Source organism: Methylobacterium oryzihabitans (genome assembly GCF_004004555.2).
In the GTDB taxonomy this organism is placed as follows: Bacteria; Pseudomonadota; Alphaproteobacteria; order Rhizobiales; family Beijerinckiaceae; genus Methylobacterium; species Methylobacterium oryzihabitans.
This window is the reverse complement of the sequence record NZ_SACP01000001.1, coordinates 101,847-115,157: the sequence shown is the minus strand read 5'-3', so window position 1 is coordinate 115,157 and position 13,311 is coordinate 101,847. Positions and strand designations below refer to the sequence as shown.

Sequence of the window (13,311 nt, the reverse complement as noted above, 5' to 3'; positions counted from 1 at the left end):
AAGCGGTGAACCTGCCGCCCCAGGCCAAAGAAATTGACTTTCGGGGCGGGATCATCGACATCGGCGCCCGCCGCGCGGCCCTCCGGGCCGGCCCCGGATCTGTGCATGACGAGCCTCGCCGCCGGGCGCCGCCCCGGCCTCGCCGCCGTGGCGGGCGCCTACGCCGACTCCCTCCTCTCCCTCGGCGCCCGCAGCCACGCGACCGCCTGCGCGCTGCTGTTCGCCCTCGCCCTCGTCTGCTTCCTGCCGGGCTTCGCCTCGCTCCAGCCGATGGACCGCGACGAGCCGCGATTCGCGCAGGCCTCCAAGCAGATGCTCGAGACCGGCGACCTCGTCGACATCCGCTTCCAGGGCGAGGCCCGGCACAAGAAGCCGGTCGGGATCTACTGGGCCCAGGCCGCCGTGGTCTCGGCCGCCGAGCGCCTCGGCGTGCCGGAGGCCCGCACCACCATCGCGCTCTACCGCCTCCCCTCGCTCGCCGGCGCGGTCGCGGTCGTGCTGCTGAGCTACTGGGCGGCGCTCACCTTCCTGCCCCGGCGCCTCGCCTTCCTCGCCGCCGCCCTGGTCTGCGCCTCCGCCATGCTCGGCGCCGAGGCGCGGCTGGCCAAGACCGACGCGCTCCTCACCGCGACCACGGTCGCCGCCATGGGAGCGTTCGCCCGGGCGTGGCTGTCGCGCGAGGCCCGGCTCGGCTGGGGCACCGCCCTGGTTTTCTGGCTCGCGGTCGCGCTCGGCATCCTGGTCAAGGGACCGATGGTGCCGCTCTTCGCCGGCCTCGCGGCGCTGGCGCTGTCGGTCAAGGCGCGCTCCGGCGCGTGGCTGGCGCGGCTGCGCCCGCTGCCCGGCCTCGCCCTCGTGCTGGTGCTGGTGGCGCCCTGGTTCGTCGCCATCGCGCTGCGCAGCCACGGCGCCTTCTTCGGCGAGGCGGTCGGACACGACATGCTCGGCAAGGTCGGCACCGCCCAGACCCAGCACTGGGCGCCGCCCGGTACCTACCTGCTGGTGATCTTCGCGACCTTCTGGCCCGCCGCCGCCTTCGCCGCCATGGCGCTCCCGTTCGCCTTCGCCCGGCGCCGCGACGACGCGGTCGCGTTCCTGATCGCCTGGGTCGTCCCGTCCTGGCTCGTCTTCGAGGCGGTGCCGACGAAGCTGCCGCACTACGTCCTGCCGCTGTGCCCGGCGCTGGCGATCCTCGCCGTGATGGCGGTGGCCGCCGGGGCGGTGCACCGCGACCGGCCGGGCGCGCGCCTCGTCGCGCTGCTGGTGCCGCTGATCCCCCTCGGGCTGATCCTCGGCCTCGGCTTCGCCGGCTGGCGCCTCGACGGCGCCGTCCCGGCGGCCGGCCTCGCCGCCCTCGCGGTGGCGCTCGCCGTCGCGGCGCTGGCGTGGCGGCTGTTCGCCGACGGCGCGCCCGAACGGGCGCTCGCCGTGGCGGTCATCGCTGGCGCCGTCGCCGGGCCGGCGGTGTTCGGTCTGGTCCAGCCGGCCCTGGCCGCGCTGAAGGTGTCGCCGCGCCTCGCCGCCCTGCGCGGGACGCTGCCGTGCCGGCCGCTCGTCGCCACCCTCGGCTACCGCGAGCCGAGCCTCGTCTTCCTGACCGGGACCGACCTCGACATGCTGGAGACCGCCCCCGAGGCGGCGTCGTTCCTCGCCGGCGGCGGCTGCCGCCTGCTCTACGTCGAGGACCGCTTCGCCGGTGCCTTCGCGACGGCCACGGCCTCGACCGGCCTCGCGCCGGCGCAAGTTGGGCGCGTCACCGGGTTCAACATCAACGGCGGCAAGCCGGTCGGCCTCACCGCCTACGCGGTGACGCCGTGACCGAGATCGTCCCCATCGACGCCGAGAAGCTGGCGACGCCGCCGGCCGCGCCCTCCGCCGCCGGGATGCGCCTGAGCGTGGTCGTGCCGGTGCGCAACGAGGCGGCCAACATCGCGCCGCTCGCCGCCGAAATCGCGCAAGCCTGCGCGCCGCTCGCCCCGTTCGAGATCGTCTACGTCGACGACGGCTCGGGCGACGGCACCGCGACGGCTCTGGCGGAGGCGGCGCGCCGCCACCCGATGCTGCGGGTCGTGCGCCACAAGGCGAGCTGCGGCCAAAGCGCGGCGGTGCGCTCGGGCGTCCTTGCGGCCCGCGGCGCCGTGGTGGCCACCCTCGACGGCGACGGCCAGAACGATCCGGCCTTCATCCCGGCCCTGGTCGCGGCGCTGGACGCGGCCGGGCCGCGGGCCGGCCTCGCCCAGGGCCAACGGATCGGGCGCAAGGACGGCCGGCTCAAGACCCTGCAATCGCGCATCGCCAACGGGGTGCGCGGCCGCATCCTCAACGACGCCACCCGCGACACCGGCTGCGGCCTGAAGGTGTTTCGCCGCGCGGTCTATCTCGGGCTGCCGTATTTCGACGCCCTGCACCGCTTCATGCCGGCGCTGGTCGCCCGCGAGGGCTTCCGGGTGGTCCATGTCGACGTGGTCGACCGGCCGCGGATGAGCGGGCAGTCGAATTACGGCCTGTTCGACCGGCTCTGGGTCGGCATCCTCGACCTCGCCGGGGTGTGGTGGCTGATCCGCCGCCGGCGCCGTGTGCCGGAGCTGGCCGGCGGCGAGGGGGAGGCGGGCTGATGGTCGCCGACATCATGCACGGGCTCGGCGCCTATCTGGCGTCGCTGTTCGCCGGCCCGGTCGACCTCGTGGTGCTGGTCGGGCTGCTCGGGCAGGCGCTGTTCACCGCCCGGTTCCTGGTACAATGGGTCGCCAGCGAGCGGGCCGGGCGCAGCGTGATCCCGGTTTCGTTCTGGTTCTTCTCCCTCGGCGGCTCGGCGGTGCTGCTCGGCTACGCGCTCTACCGGCGCGACCCGGTGTTCATCCTCGGCCAGAGCCTCGGCACGGTGATCTACCTGCGCAACCTCGCGCTGGTGTTCCGCGAGAAGCGCGAGCGCGGCGGCTGACGGCGCCCCGCCGCCTGCGGTAGGATCGGACGGTCCGCGACGGGAGACAGCGCATGAGCGAGCGACCGACCTGCCGGGTGGTGCGCGCCGAGCCGGATTACGTCGGCAAGCAGGGCCTGACCTACACCCCGGCGATCTCGGCCGAGTCGGTCGGCGCCGCCGGGATCCACCTGCAGCTCGTCTCGATGCCGCCGGGCGCCCGCGCGAAGGCGCACCGTCACGCATCGCACGAGACGGCGCTCCACGTCCTCTCGGGGGTAGCGGGCATGTGGTACGGCGACGACCTGTCCGAGCACATGTGGACCCGTCCGGGCGACTTCGTCTACATCCCGGCCAACGTCCCGCACCTGCCCTACAACGCCAGCCGCACCGAGACCTGCACGGCGGTGATCGCCCGGACCGACCCGAACGAGCAGGAGAGCGTGGTGCTGATGCCCGAACTCGACGCCCTGCGGCCGCCGGGCGCGGACCCGATGGCCGACGAGTGACATGGTTTTCGGACGATCAGTTCCGAAAACCATGTCACCAGCCCGCGCGGCGCCTGAGCGACGCCGGTTTCCACATCGCGAAGCGATCAGCCGGAAGCCGTATGAACCCGCGAAGGCGCGCCCGGCCCGGATCGTCGTCGCTGGGGAACAGAGGAACTGGCGGAGAGGGAGGGAGTCGCCCCGACGGGCGTCATGCGGCGCCGCGGGCGGCGAGCGAGCCGGCGAGGCTGACGCGGCGCGTCGCCGGCGCGCGGGCCTCCGCCGGGCGGGTGCGGGTCCGGGACTGGGCGTAGAGGACCGAACCGGCGACCCCGGCGACCTGGACGAGGTCGAACTCCTCGCAGGTCGCGGCGACCCGCAGCCCGATCGCGTGCAGGTGGCTCTTGCTGTAGAGGTAGGAGGCGAGGCGCGCCCGGGTGCGCGGCGGGATGCCCGCCACGATCGCGTCCACCTCCTCGCGGTCGCCCCGGTAGATCGCGCCCAGCGTCTCCAGCGGGACCGGGCATTCGGCGTCGGACGTCAGTTCGGGACGAAGCTGCGGCTGCGGCATCGGAGGATCCTGTTACTCACTCTTTCCCAAAGGCTCCGTCAGGGAGATTAATAGAGTGTTAACAGGACCCGGGGGCATTCTGATTTTGCGAAATCGGAGACTATTTTATGCCACACCACGGAACCGAAGCGTGGCCTTGGCGTTCTCTCCTTTGCGACGGTCTAGGCCGGTTAGCTGCCTGATGCTTCGCAGGGCCGGAATCGCGCCCAGCAAATCTGATTTCGTGGGGTCTCCGGAGGGATGGCGCTGCGTCACGGCCGGTGAATAGGGTCGATCCACAAAACCGTCTCGGGACGCTCGACCGGCTCGATGTCGGTGATGTTGACCACCACGGCCTCGTTGTCGGAGCGCACGAGGACGCATTCCAGCGGCTGGTCGGGCGAGGCGTTGATCTCCTGGTGGGGGACGTAGGGCGGCACGTAGATGAAATCCCCCGGCCCCGCCTCGGCGACGAATTCCAGCCGCTCGCCCCAGCGCATGCGGGCCCGCCCGCGCACCACGAAGATGACGCTCTCCAGCGCCCCGTGATGGTGGACGCCGGTCTTGGCGTCGGGTTCGATCGCCACCGTGCCGGCCCAGATCTTCTGCGCCCCGACGCGGGCGTGGTTGATCGCCGCCTGCCGGAACATCCCGGGTGTCTGCGCGGTGTTCGGGTCGAGGCGGTCGCCCGCGATCACCTGGACGCCGTCGTGCTTCCAGCGCGGCGCGCCGTCGGACGGGGAGGGGTGGTCGTGGTCGTGATCGTGGGGATGATGCGGGTCGCTGTGCATGGCGCTCTCCGGGGCGGCCGCGTGGATGCGGCACCTCCCTCATCCTGGGCCCGCCGAGCCCGCGGCGCCAAGCCCTACCGGCTCCGACGCCGCCGCCATAATGTTTGTTAAAAAGAACGGATCTTCCCGCGCGGGCGGTGTGCCCCACGGAAGGCGCGGCCCGGGTTCCAGTTTGGACGAGTAAAAAGAAGGTGATTTTGCCGGGGCCGGGACCAGCGAGAACGTTGCTCTCTTTCAAGCTGTTCTACAGAAAGAACATCTTGCTTGACACCGAGCCCTGCTCCGACGAGGATCCGGGCGTGCTTCGGGACCGGTCCGGCCCGGGGCGCCGCGGTGCCGGGAGACGGTTCCCCCGCGTCGGTGCGGGCCCGGATGCTCCGCGCGATCTGGAGATTGTGATGCGAACGACCCGAGGGTGGGCCCCGGGCCGAGCCCACGCGGCCCGGCAGCGGGCCCGCGCGGCCAGGGACCGCTGTCGGCCCCGCGCCTGACCGTCCCGAACCTTTCCCGAGATTCCGCGCCGGCCTCGATCCGGCGCCTCGCCGGCCCGACGCGCGCCGGCGGCAGGAGACCCGTGCCATGCAATCAGCCCGCATCGTCGAGATCGGCGAGACCTCCGCCGGCATCGTCGTCCCGGAGCCCGGCGGCTTCCGCTTCTTCTCCGCCCACCCGGATTACCACGCCCTCGAAGGGCGGATCTTCCGCAGCCCCCGTCACGCCACCCGCGCGGCGACCGAATTGCGGACCCGCCGGGGCCCGCGGCGCAGCACCCACTGATCCACGCCACACCCAGGACAGCGAAGCCCCGGAACGGCACCGTTCCGGGGCTTCGTCGCAGGTGGAGGGGGGCGAGGCCGCCTCAGCGGTTGCGGGCGAGCAGCAGGATCCAGCCGATCCCGATCGTCAGCACCAGGATGCCGATGGTGGCGAAGGCCGGGGTGCCGTGCTCCATCAGTCTCGGGGCGAGCTGGGTCGCGAAGGCGGCGACGACGAGGCCGACCGCGACGCGGGCCGCCGCCCGCTCGATGCCGCGGGTGAGCTTGTCCATCCCCTTCAGCTCGATCTCGACCGTGACCCGGCCCTGCTTGAGCCGCACCAGCATCAGGTGGATCAGCGTCGGCAGTTCCGAGGCGGCGCCGAACAGGCCGGTCGCCAGCCCCTCGAAGCGCGGCTTGAGGTCCTTGAGGCTGAGGCGCGCCCGCATGGTGCGCTTCACCGTCGGGCCCGCCGCGGCGAACAGGTCGAAGTTCGGGTCGAGCTGGCGCATCACCCCGTCCGCCGTCACGAGGCCCTTGAACAGGATCGCGAGGTCGGTCGGCATGGCGAGGTCGTTCTCCCGCGCCATGGTCATGAAGTCGGTCAGCACGAGGCCGAGATTGAGCGACGGTCCGTTGTGGCGGGTGACGAAGGCCTGGGACGCCGCCTCCAGCCGGGTCAGGTCGGGGTTGCTGGCGCCGGTCCAGTCGAGCAGCACCGCCATCAGCCCGTCGGCATCCTCCTTCAGCATCGAGCCGATCAGGATCAGGAGCTGCGACCGGCGCCGCTGCGACAGCCGCCCGACGATGCCGAAATCGATGAAGCCGATGCGGTTGCCCGGCAGCGCCAGCAGGTTGCCCGGATGCGGGTCGGCGTGGAACACGCCCTCGATCAGGGCCATCTGCAGGAAGGCGTCGGTGCCGCGCTGGGCGAGCACCACCTTGTCGAGGCCGGCCTCGTCGAGGCGCCGGCCGTCGGTCGGCGGGATGCCGTGCATGAATTCCTGCACCAGCACCCGCTCGGAGGTCCATTCCCAGTAGATCTTCGGGAAAACGATGTCGTCGCGGTCGGCGAATTGCGACGCCAGCAGCTCGCAGTTGCGCGCCTCGTTGTTGAGGTCGAGCTCCTCGCGCAGGCCGTTGGCGATGTGGCGCATCTGCTCGTGCGGCCGGTAGCGGGCCATCTCCGGCCACTCGGTCTCGACGATCCGGGTAGCGTGCGACAGGAGCCGCAGGTCGGCCTCGATGATCTTCTGCAGGCCCGGCCGCCGGACCTTGACGATCACCTCCTCACCGCTCTCCAGCCGCGCCCGATAGACCTGCGCGATCGAGGCCGACGCGATCGGGTTGATGTCGAACTCGGAAAAGATCTGTTCCGGCGGAGCGCCGAGATCGGCCTCGAGCTGCGGGCGGATCACCTCCCACGGCACCGGCGCGACCTTGTCGTGCAGCTTGGCGAGTTCCTCGGTCCATTGCGGCGCCAGCAGGTCGGCGCGGCTCGCCAGCACCTGCCCGAGCTTGATGAAGGTCGGCCCCAGCGCCTCGATCGCCCGCCGCAGCCGCTCGGGCTGGGACAGCCGGGTCAGGTCGACCGCCGGGGTGCTGCGCCAGGCGAGGCGCGGGATCGCCCGCAGCCCGAGCCGGTCCACGACCTTGTTGACCCCGAACCCGATCAGGATTCCGGCGATCTCCTGGAGGCGCTGGCGGTCACGCGCGGCGACGAAGGCGGTTTTCAGCATGGGTGCATCCGGACGGGCCGCCTGTCGTGAAGTGCGATGGTCGACGGGATCCCGGGCCCGGGCCCGGTCCTGTCGTTGCATGGTCTGGCCGCGGGGCTGGTCTACGGCGCCACCTGGGCGGGACTTGGGCGGTGCTGGAGGATTCCACCGGACCGAGCGTGGCTATTGTCCGCGCCGGGTTTGGGCGGCGAACCGCACCGCCTCCTCGGCGGCCCGGAACAGCGCCCTGGCCTTGTTGACGCATTCCTGCTGCTCGGATTCGGGGTCGGAATCGTGCACGATCCCGGCCCCGGCCTGGACGTGCATCCGCCCATCCTTCACCACCGCGGTGCGCAGGACGATGCAGGTGTCCATCTGCCCGTCGGCGCCGAAATAGCCGATGCAGCCGCCATAGGGCCCGCGCTTCTCCCGCTCCAGCTCGTCGACGATCTGCATCGCCCGCACCTTCGGGGCGCCCGAGACCGTGCCGGCGGGAAACCCCGCCGCCAGGGCCGCCAGGGCGTCGTGGCGCGGGTCGAGCCGGCCCTCGACGTTCGACACGATGTGCATGACCTGGCTGTAGTATTCGAGGAAGAACGAATCGGTGACCCGCACGCTGCCGATCTCCGACACGCGCCCGACGTCGTTGCGGCCGAGGTCGAGCAGCATCAGGTGCTCGGACCGCTCCTTGGGGTCGGCGAGCAGGTCGTCGGCGAGCGCCCGGTCCTCCTCCGGCGTCGCGCCGCGCCGCCGGGTGCCGGCGATCGGCCGGATCGTCACCGCGCCGTCGCGCACCCGCACCAGGATCTCCGGCGACGAGCACACGATCTGGAAGCCGACGAAGTCGAGGTAACACAGGAACGGCGCCGGGTTGACCCGCCGCAGCGCCCGGTAGAGGGCGAAGGCCGGCAGCGCGAACGGCGCCTCGAAGCGCTGCGACAGCACCACCTGGAAGATGTCGCCGGCGGCGATGTACTCCTTGGCCCGGGCGACCATGCCGCGAAACGCGTCGGGCGCGGTGTTCGAGACCGGGGCGGGGACCGGGATCTCCGCCGGGTTGATCCGCGCCTCGACCGGCAGCGGGCCTTCGAGGGCGTCGGCGACCCGTTCCAGGCGGGCCAGCGCCGCCTCGTGCGCGGCCCGGAACGGCCGATCCGGCTGCGGCCGGACCGGGGCGACGACGCTGATCTCGTCGCGCACGGCGTCGAACACCACCATCACGGTCGGCCGCATCAGAATCGCGTCCGGCACGCCGATCGGGTCGGGGCCGGGGGCGCCGAGGCGCTCCATCTCCCGCACCATGTCGTAGCCGAGATAGCCGAACAGGCCCGCGGCCATCGGCGGCAGGCCGGGCTCGGCGGGAATCGCGCTCTCGGCGATCAGCGCCCGCAGGGCCACCAGCGGCGGGCGGTCGTCGGGAACGAACGCGGCGAGGTCCGGCAGGGCGGCGCGGGAGGCCCGCCCGCCCTCGCAGCGCCAGATCAGGTCCGGGTCGAGGCCGATCATCGAGTAGCGCCCCCGCGCGGCGCCGCCCTCGACCGATTCGAGCAGGAAGGCCGGGCCGCCCTCGACGGCGCGCAGCTTCAGGAAGGCGGCGACGGGGGTTTCGAGATCCGCGACCAGGACGGTGCGCAGCAGGACGGGGCGCCCCTCCGCGTAGGCGGAGGCGGCGTCCTCGGGCGTCGGCAGGACCAGCATCGGGATCGCTCAGCTCTCGCCGCCGATGGCGCGGCGGAACAGGGCCTCGTTGACCGAGACGCCGGCCTGCTTCTGCACGTCGGCGAGGTACTCGGCCAGGATGTCGTCGGCGAGCGCGGTGCGGTACTGCTGCTCCACGCCACCGGCGGCGGGCGCCGTGGCGACGAAGGCCGGCACCGTGGCGCCGGTGACCCGGAACACCACCCGGCCGCTGCCGGCCGCCGCCGAGCCGGCCTTGCCGACCGGCGTCGCGAAGATGCGCCCGACGGTCTCGGTCGAGAGCCCGTCCTTGCCGCGGTTGCGGGCGAGGTCGGCGACCTCCTGGGCCTCGACGCCGAGGGAAGCGGCCACCGCCTCGACGGCCTCGCCCTTGTCGAGGCGCTCCACCGCCTCGCGGGCCTTGGCCGACAGGCGCCGGCCGATCTCGTCGGCCTTCCACTGCGCCGCGACGGCGTCGCGCACCTCGTCCAGCGGCTTGTCGTGGGCCGGGTCGACATGGGTGACGTCGTACCAGATGTAGCCGCCGTCGCGGGTGCGCAGGGCCTCGTTGTCGGCCCCCATCTCGGAGCGGAACAGGGCGGCGAGCGTCGTGTCCTTGTCGGGGATGCCGGCGACAGGGTTGCCCTGCTTGTCGCGGCCCTGGGCGTCCACCGCCGGCAGCGCGATCAGCGGCAGGCCGCGCTCTTTCGCGATGTCGGCGAGCGGCTTGGCGCCGGCGCGCTCGTCCTCGACCGCGTCGTGGGCCTTGTCGAGGCCGTCGACGGCGCGCTCGCGGGCGATCTCGGCGCGGATCTGGCCCGCCACCTCGTCGAACGGCCTGACCGAGCCGGGCTGGACCGCGGCGACGCGCAGCAGCACGCTGCCGAACCGGCCCTGGACCGGGGCGCTGACCGTCTCCGGCGCCAGCGCGAAGGCGGCCTCGGCGACGGCGGGGTCGTACAGCTCGGCCCGGGTGACGGTGCCGAGGTCGAGGGCCTTGGCGTCGAGGCCGCGCTCGGTCGCGACCGCCTCGAACGTCGCCGCGCCCGAGCGGATGCGCTCCAGCGCCGCGGCGGCGTCGGCCTCGTTGGGGAAGACGATCTGCTGGATCGTGCGGCGCTCGGGCGTGCCGAACTTGCCCTGCTCGGCCTCGTAGCGGGCGCGGGCGTCGGCCTCCGGCACCGCATCGGGCTTGGCGAGCGCGGCGGGGTCGAGGACGAGCAGGGAAACCGTGCGGGTTTCCGGCGCCCGGAACGCGCTCTTGCGGTCGTTGTAGAACGCCGTGATCTCCTCGTCGGTCGGAGCCGGCACCTCGCCGGCGGCGCTCTCGGGCAGCGTCATCACGGCGGCGCTGCGGCGCTCGGCGTTGTAGCGGTGGATCGCCTCGCGGGCGGCGAGGGGCACCGGCAGGTCGGCGGTGACCGCCTCGGCGAGCTGGAGCCGGGCGGCGACCGCGCGCTGCTCCTGCACGAAGCCGGCCTCGGTCAGCCCGGCCTGCCGCAGGGTGTCGCGGAACGCGTCGACGCTGAAATTGCCGTCCGGCCCCTTGAAGGCCGGCTCCTCCTGGATCAGCCGGATCACGGCGGCGTCCGACACCCGCAGGCCCATCTCGCGGGTCTTCTGGTCGAGGGTCGCCTCGGTGATGAGGTGGCCGAGCACCTGCCGGTCGAGGCCGAGCGCCCGGGCCTGATCGGGCGTGAGGCTGCGGCGGGTCTGGCGGGCGAGGCGCTGGAGCTGGTTCTGGTAGGCGGTGCGGACCGCCTCGGTGCTGATCTGGGTGCTGCCGACGGTCGCGACCGCATTGCTGCCGCCGCCGCGGAAGATGTCGCCGATGCCGAAGATCGCGAGGCCGACGATCAGCATGCCGAAGACGATCGTGACCACGATCTTGCCGAGCCAGCTCTGGCTGGCGGCGCGGAATCCCTGCAGCATCGCGTTCCTCGAAGGCGCCCCGGATGCCGGGGCCTCTGTGTCCTGGACCTGTCGCGCCCGCGATAGACCATTCGGAGCCGCCCGGGAAGCGCGCGGCCGCCGGCGGTTTGCGCCCCGGGGAGGGGTCTGTTACGGCCGCGGTTCGGGCTTCAGGGAGCGAGAGATGACGAGCGATCGGCCGCGGCCGCTGGTGGCGGGCAACTGGAAGATGAACGGCACCCGCGGGTCGCGGGGCGTCGTCGAGGCGGTCCGCGACGGGGTCGACCCGGCGCTGGCGGCCCGCATCGACGTGCTGGTCTGCCCGCCCGCGACCCTGATCGGCGCCTTCGCCGAGGCGGTGGCGGGCTCGGCGGTCCGCATCGGCGGCCAGGACGTGCACCCGGCGGCGAGCGGCGCCCATACCGGCTGCGTCTCGGCCGAGATGCTCGCCGATTGCGGCGCCAGCCACGTCATCGTCGGCCATTCCGAGCGCCGCGCCGACCAGCACGAGACCGATGCCGAGATCCGCGACAAGGCGCTCGCTGCCCGCCGCGCCGGCCTGATCGCGATCATCTGCGTCGGCGAGACCCGGGCCGAGCGCGAGGCCGGCCACACCCTGTCGGTGGTGTCGAGCCAGCTCGCCGGCTCGCTGCCCGACGGCGCCGCCGCGGCCGACACGGTGATCGCCTACGAGCCGGTCTGGGCGATCGGCACCGGCCTCACCCCGACCCCGGCCGACGTCGCCGAGGTCCACGCCCTGATCCGGCGCGAGCTGGTGGCGAAGCTCGGCGAGGAGGGCAGGGGGGTCCGCATCCTCTACGGCGGCTCGGTCAAGCCCGGCAACGCCGCCGAGCTGATGGCGGTCGAGAACGTCGACGGGGCCCTGGTCGGCGGCGCGAGCCTCAAGGCCGAAGATTTTCTCGGGATCGCCGCGGCGTATCGCTGACGGGCCGGCGCCGGTCCATCCTTGCAGTTCCCTGCGGATGAGACGGGGCAGCGGTCGTCTGTGCCCAGTCTAGTCTTCGAGGGCGGTTTTCGACGAGGCGCGGGTCTCCCTCTCCCACTCGGGCTTGCAGATTCACACTTCGCCTCTGAAGACCAACCCCTTGTCAATGCTCGCGCTTTCTCCTCCCCCTTGTGGGGAGGGGTTAGGGGTGGGGGTGGCGCCGCGTAGAGCGCGGCGGTGCCACCTGCACCACCCCCACCTCCGGCTCCTCCCCACAAGGGAGAGGAGAGGCGCGCGGTTTTCATAGGGTGAGAACGATCAGACGGAGATGTGTGAAAGCGATAGCCCACTCGGGAAAAGCGATAGCCCACTCGGGAGAGGGGATCCCGCGCTCTAAAACTTGACTTTGAGATCAGTCGTTTAGAGCCATTTCCGGATCACGGCTCCGACGTCGGGCAGATCCCCTTCAGGGCCGCCCACTCCTCCGGCGGCATGATCCGCCGGGCCGGCGCCTCGGGGCCGGCCTGGGCGCGGATCGCCGCCGCCCGCTCGCGGGTGACGGGGTGGCTGCGCAGCCAATCGAGGCTGCCGCTCTCCTTGTCGTCACCGGCGATGCGTTCGAGGATGTCGGCGAGCGCGGCGCCGTTGCCGCCGGCCCGTCCCATCAGGTCGACCGCGTAGGCGTCGGCCGCCCGCTCGGCGTCGCGGCTGTAGCCCGCCGACAGCAGCGCCTCGCCGACCGCCACCACGATGGTCGAGCCGGTGAGGTCGCCGAGCACGAGGCTGAGCAGGAACGAGGTGCCGGAGGAGCGGATCAGCGAGCGCGTCGGGTCGCGCACGCCGACATGGCCGAGTTCGTGCGCCAGGATCGCCGCGACCTCGTCGGGCGAAGTGGCCCGGGCGATGAGGTTCGACAGCAGGATCACCCGGGCGCCCGGCAGCGCGAGGGCGTTGGCCATGCCGTGGCGGCGCACGCCGACCGCGAGATCCGCCGGCAGGGCGCCGCCCGCCGGCGCCGCCGCAACGAGCCGGGCCACCAGACGGTCGAGGGCCGCACGCCCGGCCGGCTCGGCGCAGGCCGGCGGGTTGCCGAGCAGCCGCAGCACCTGCGGCTCGACCGCGGCGCCCAGCCGCGACTCGACGGCGTCCGGCACCAGCGGGGCGAGGACGCGGGCGAGGTGCGGCACCCCGAACAGCGCGACGAGCAGCACCGACACCCCGGCGGCGACCGACCACAGCACGAGGCGCAGGACGCTGCCCGCTTCCTCTCGCCGGTGAAGATCGGGGGAACGCTGCGCCAGGGCGGCGGCGAGCGCCGCGTCCGAGAACTCGACCCGCTCCGCCGCCCCGGCCGGGCCGACCCGCATCAGCGGCGGCACCGAATCGCCGGCCCGCAGGTCGAGGGGGTTCCAGTCCCGGGTCAGGTCGGAGCCGTCGATCCGGAGGCGGTCGTCGAGGCGCAGCGACACCGGATGCGGCCGGGCGCTGGTGCCGTCGAAGTAGCGCCCCTCGGCCTCGACCGGCGGGAGGGACGGTGGCGGTGAGTCTTCCAACG

The 13,311-nt window shown here is 72.9% G+C and carries 12 protein-coding genes; 6 read left to right on the top strand and 6 right to left on the bottom strand.

Features of this window, described 5'->3' with window-relative positions:
- Positions 1 to 105 precede the first annotated feature (105 nt).
- The 4 genes from EOE48_RS00510 (at position 106) to EOE48_RS00495 (ending at position 3,429) form a co-directional block, all read left to right on the top strand.
- Positions 106 to 1,818 carry an ArnT family glycosyltransferase gene (locus EOE48_RS00510; protein WP_127726818.1) on the top strand — a complete coding sequence of 571 codons (1,713 nt, stop codon included), beginning with the start codon at positions 106 to 108 and terminating at the stop codon, positions 1,816 to 1,818.
- A 65-nt stretch (positions 1,819 to 1,883) separates the two neighbouring features.
- Positions 1,884 to 2,615 (top strand): glycosyltransferase, encoded by a 732-nt coding sequence (locus EOE48_RS00505; RefSeq protein WP_127727185.1) that lies wholly within the window; start codon positions 1,884 to 1,886, stop codon positions 2,613 to 2,615.
- A complete protein-coding gene (locus EOE48_RS00500; protein WP_127726817.1) occupies positions 2,615 to 2,941 on the top strand; it encodes a lipid-A-disaccharide synthase N-terminal domain-containing protein in 327 nt (108 codons plus the stop codon). Before EOE48_RS00505 ends, EOE48_RS00500 begins: the two co-directional genes overlap by 1 nt.
- A gap of 53 nt (positions 2,942 to 2,994) precedes the next feature.
- Positions 2,995 to 3,429, top strand: coding sequence for a cupin domain-containing protein (locus EOE48_RS00495; RefSeq protein WP_127726816.1), 435 nt, complete (start codon positions 2,995 to 2,997; stop codon positions 3,427 to 3,429).
- Between the two features lie 190 nt (positions 3,430 to 3,619).
- On the opposite strand, the gene EOE48_RS00490 is transcribed toward EOE48_RS00495, so the two are convergent.
- The gene (locus EOE48_RS00490) at positions 3,620 to 3,979 is read right to left on the bottom strand and encodes a hypothetical protein (RefSeq protein ID WP_127726815.1); all 360 of its coding nucleotides are present in this window, start codon (positions 3,977 to 3,979) and stop codon (positions 3,620 to 3,622) included.
- 251 nt (positions 3,980 to 4,230) lie between these two features.
- A complete protein-coding gene (locus EOE48_RS00485) occupies positions 4,231 to 4,749 on the bottom strand; it encodes a cupin domain-containing protein (RefSeq protein ID WP_127726814.1) in 519 nt (172 codons plus the stop codon).
- 579 nt (positions 4,750 to 5,328) lie between these two features.
- Between EOE48_RS00485 and EOE48_RS00480 the strand changes: the two genes are divergently transcribed.
- A complete protein-coding gene (locus EOE48_RS00480; protein ID WP_127726813.1) occupies positions 5,329 to 5,526 on the top strand; it encodes a hypothetical protein in 198 nt (65 codons plus the stop codon).
- An 82-nt stretch (positions 5,527 to 5,608) separates the two neighbouring features.
- On the opposite strand, the gene EOE48_RS00475 is transcribed toward EOE48_RS00480, so the two are convergent.
- From EOE48_RS00475 to EOE48_RS00465, 3 genes are all read right to left on the bottom strand, one after another.
- A complete protein-coding gene (locus EOE48_RS00475; RefSeq protein ID WP_127726812.1) occupies positions 5,609 to 7,243 on the bottom strand; it encodes an ABC1 kinase family protein in 1,635 nt (544 codons plus the stop codon).
- 162 nt (positions 7,244 to 7,405) lie between these two features.
- A complete protein-coding gene (gene trpE / locus EOE48_RS00470; RefSeq protein WP_127726811.1) occupies positions 7,406 to 8,920 on the bottom strand; it encodes an anthranilate synthase component I in 1,515 nt (504 codons plus the stop codon).
- A 9-nt stretch (positions 8,921 to 8,929) separates the two neighbouring features.
- Entirely contained in the window at positions 8,930 to 10,831 is a 1,902-nt protein-coding gene (locus EOE48_RS00465; protein ID WP_127726810.1) for a peptidylprolyl isomerase, read from the bottom strand.
- A gap of 163 nt (positions 10,832 to 10,994) precedes the next feature.
- Here EOE48_RS00465 and tpiA point away from each other — a divergent pair, with 163 nt between their 5' ends.
- Positions 10,995 to 11,756, top strand: coding sequence for a triose-phosphate isomerase (tpiA, locus tag EOE48_RS00460; protein WP_127726809.1), 762 nt, complete (start codon positions 10,995 to 10,997; stop codon positions 11,754 to 11,756).
- A gap of 437 nt (positions 11,757 to 12,193) precedes the next feature.
- Here the strand turns inward: tpiA and EOE48_RS00455 are convergent, their stop codons facing one another.
- The gene (locus tag EOE48_RS00455) at positions 12,194 to 13,309 is read right to left on the bottom strand and encodes a M48 family metallopeptidase (RefSeq protein WP_127726808.1); all 1,116 of its coding nucleotides are present in this window, start codon (positions 13,307 to 13,309) and stop codon (positions 12,194 to 12,196) included.
- Between the last annotated feature and the right edge of the window lie 2 nt (positions 13,310 to 13,311).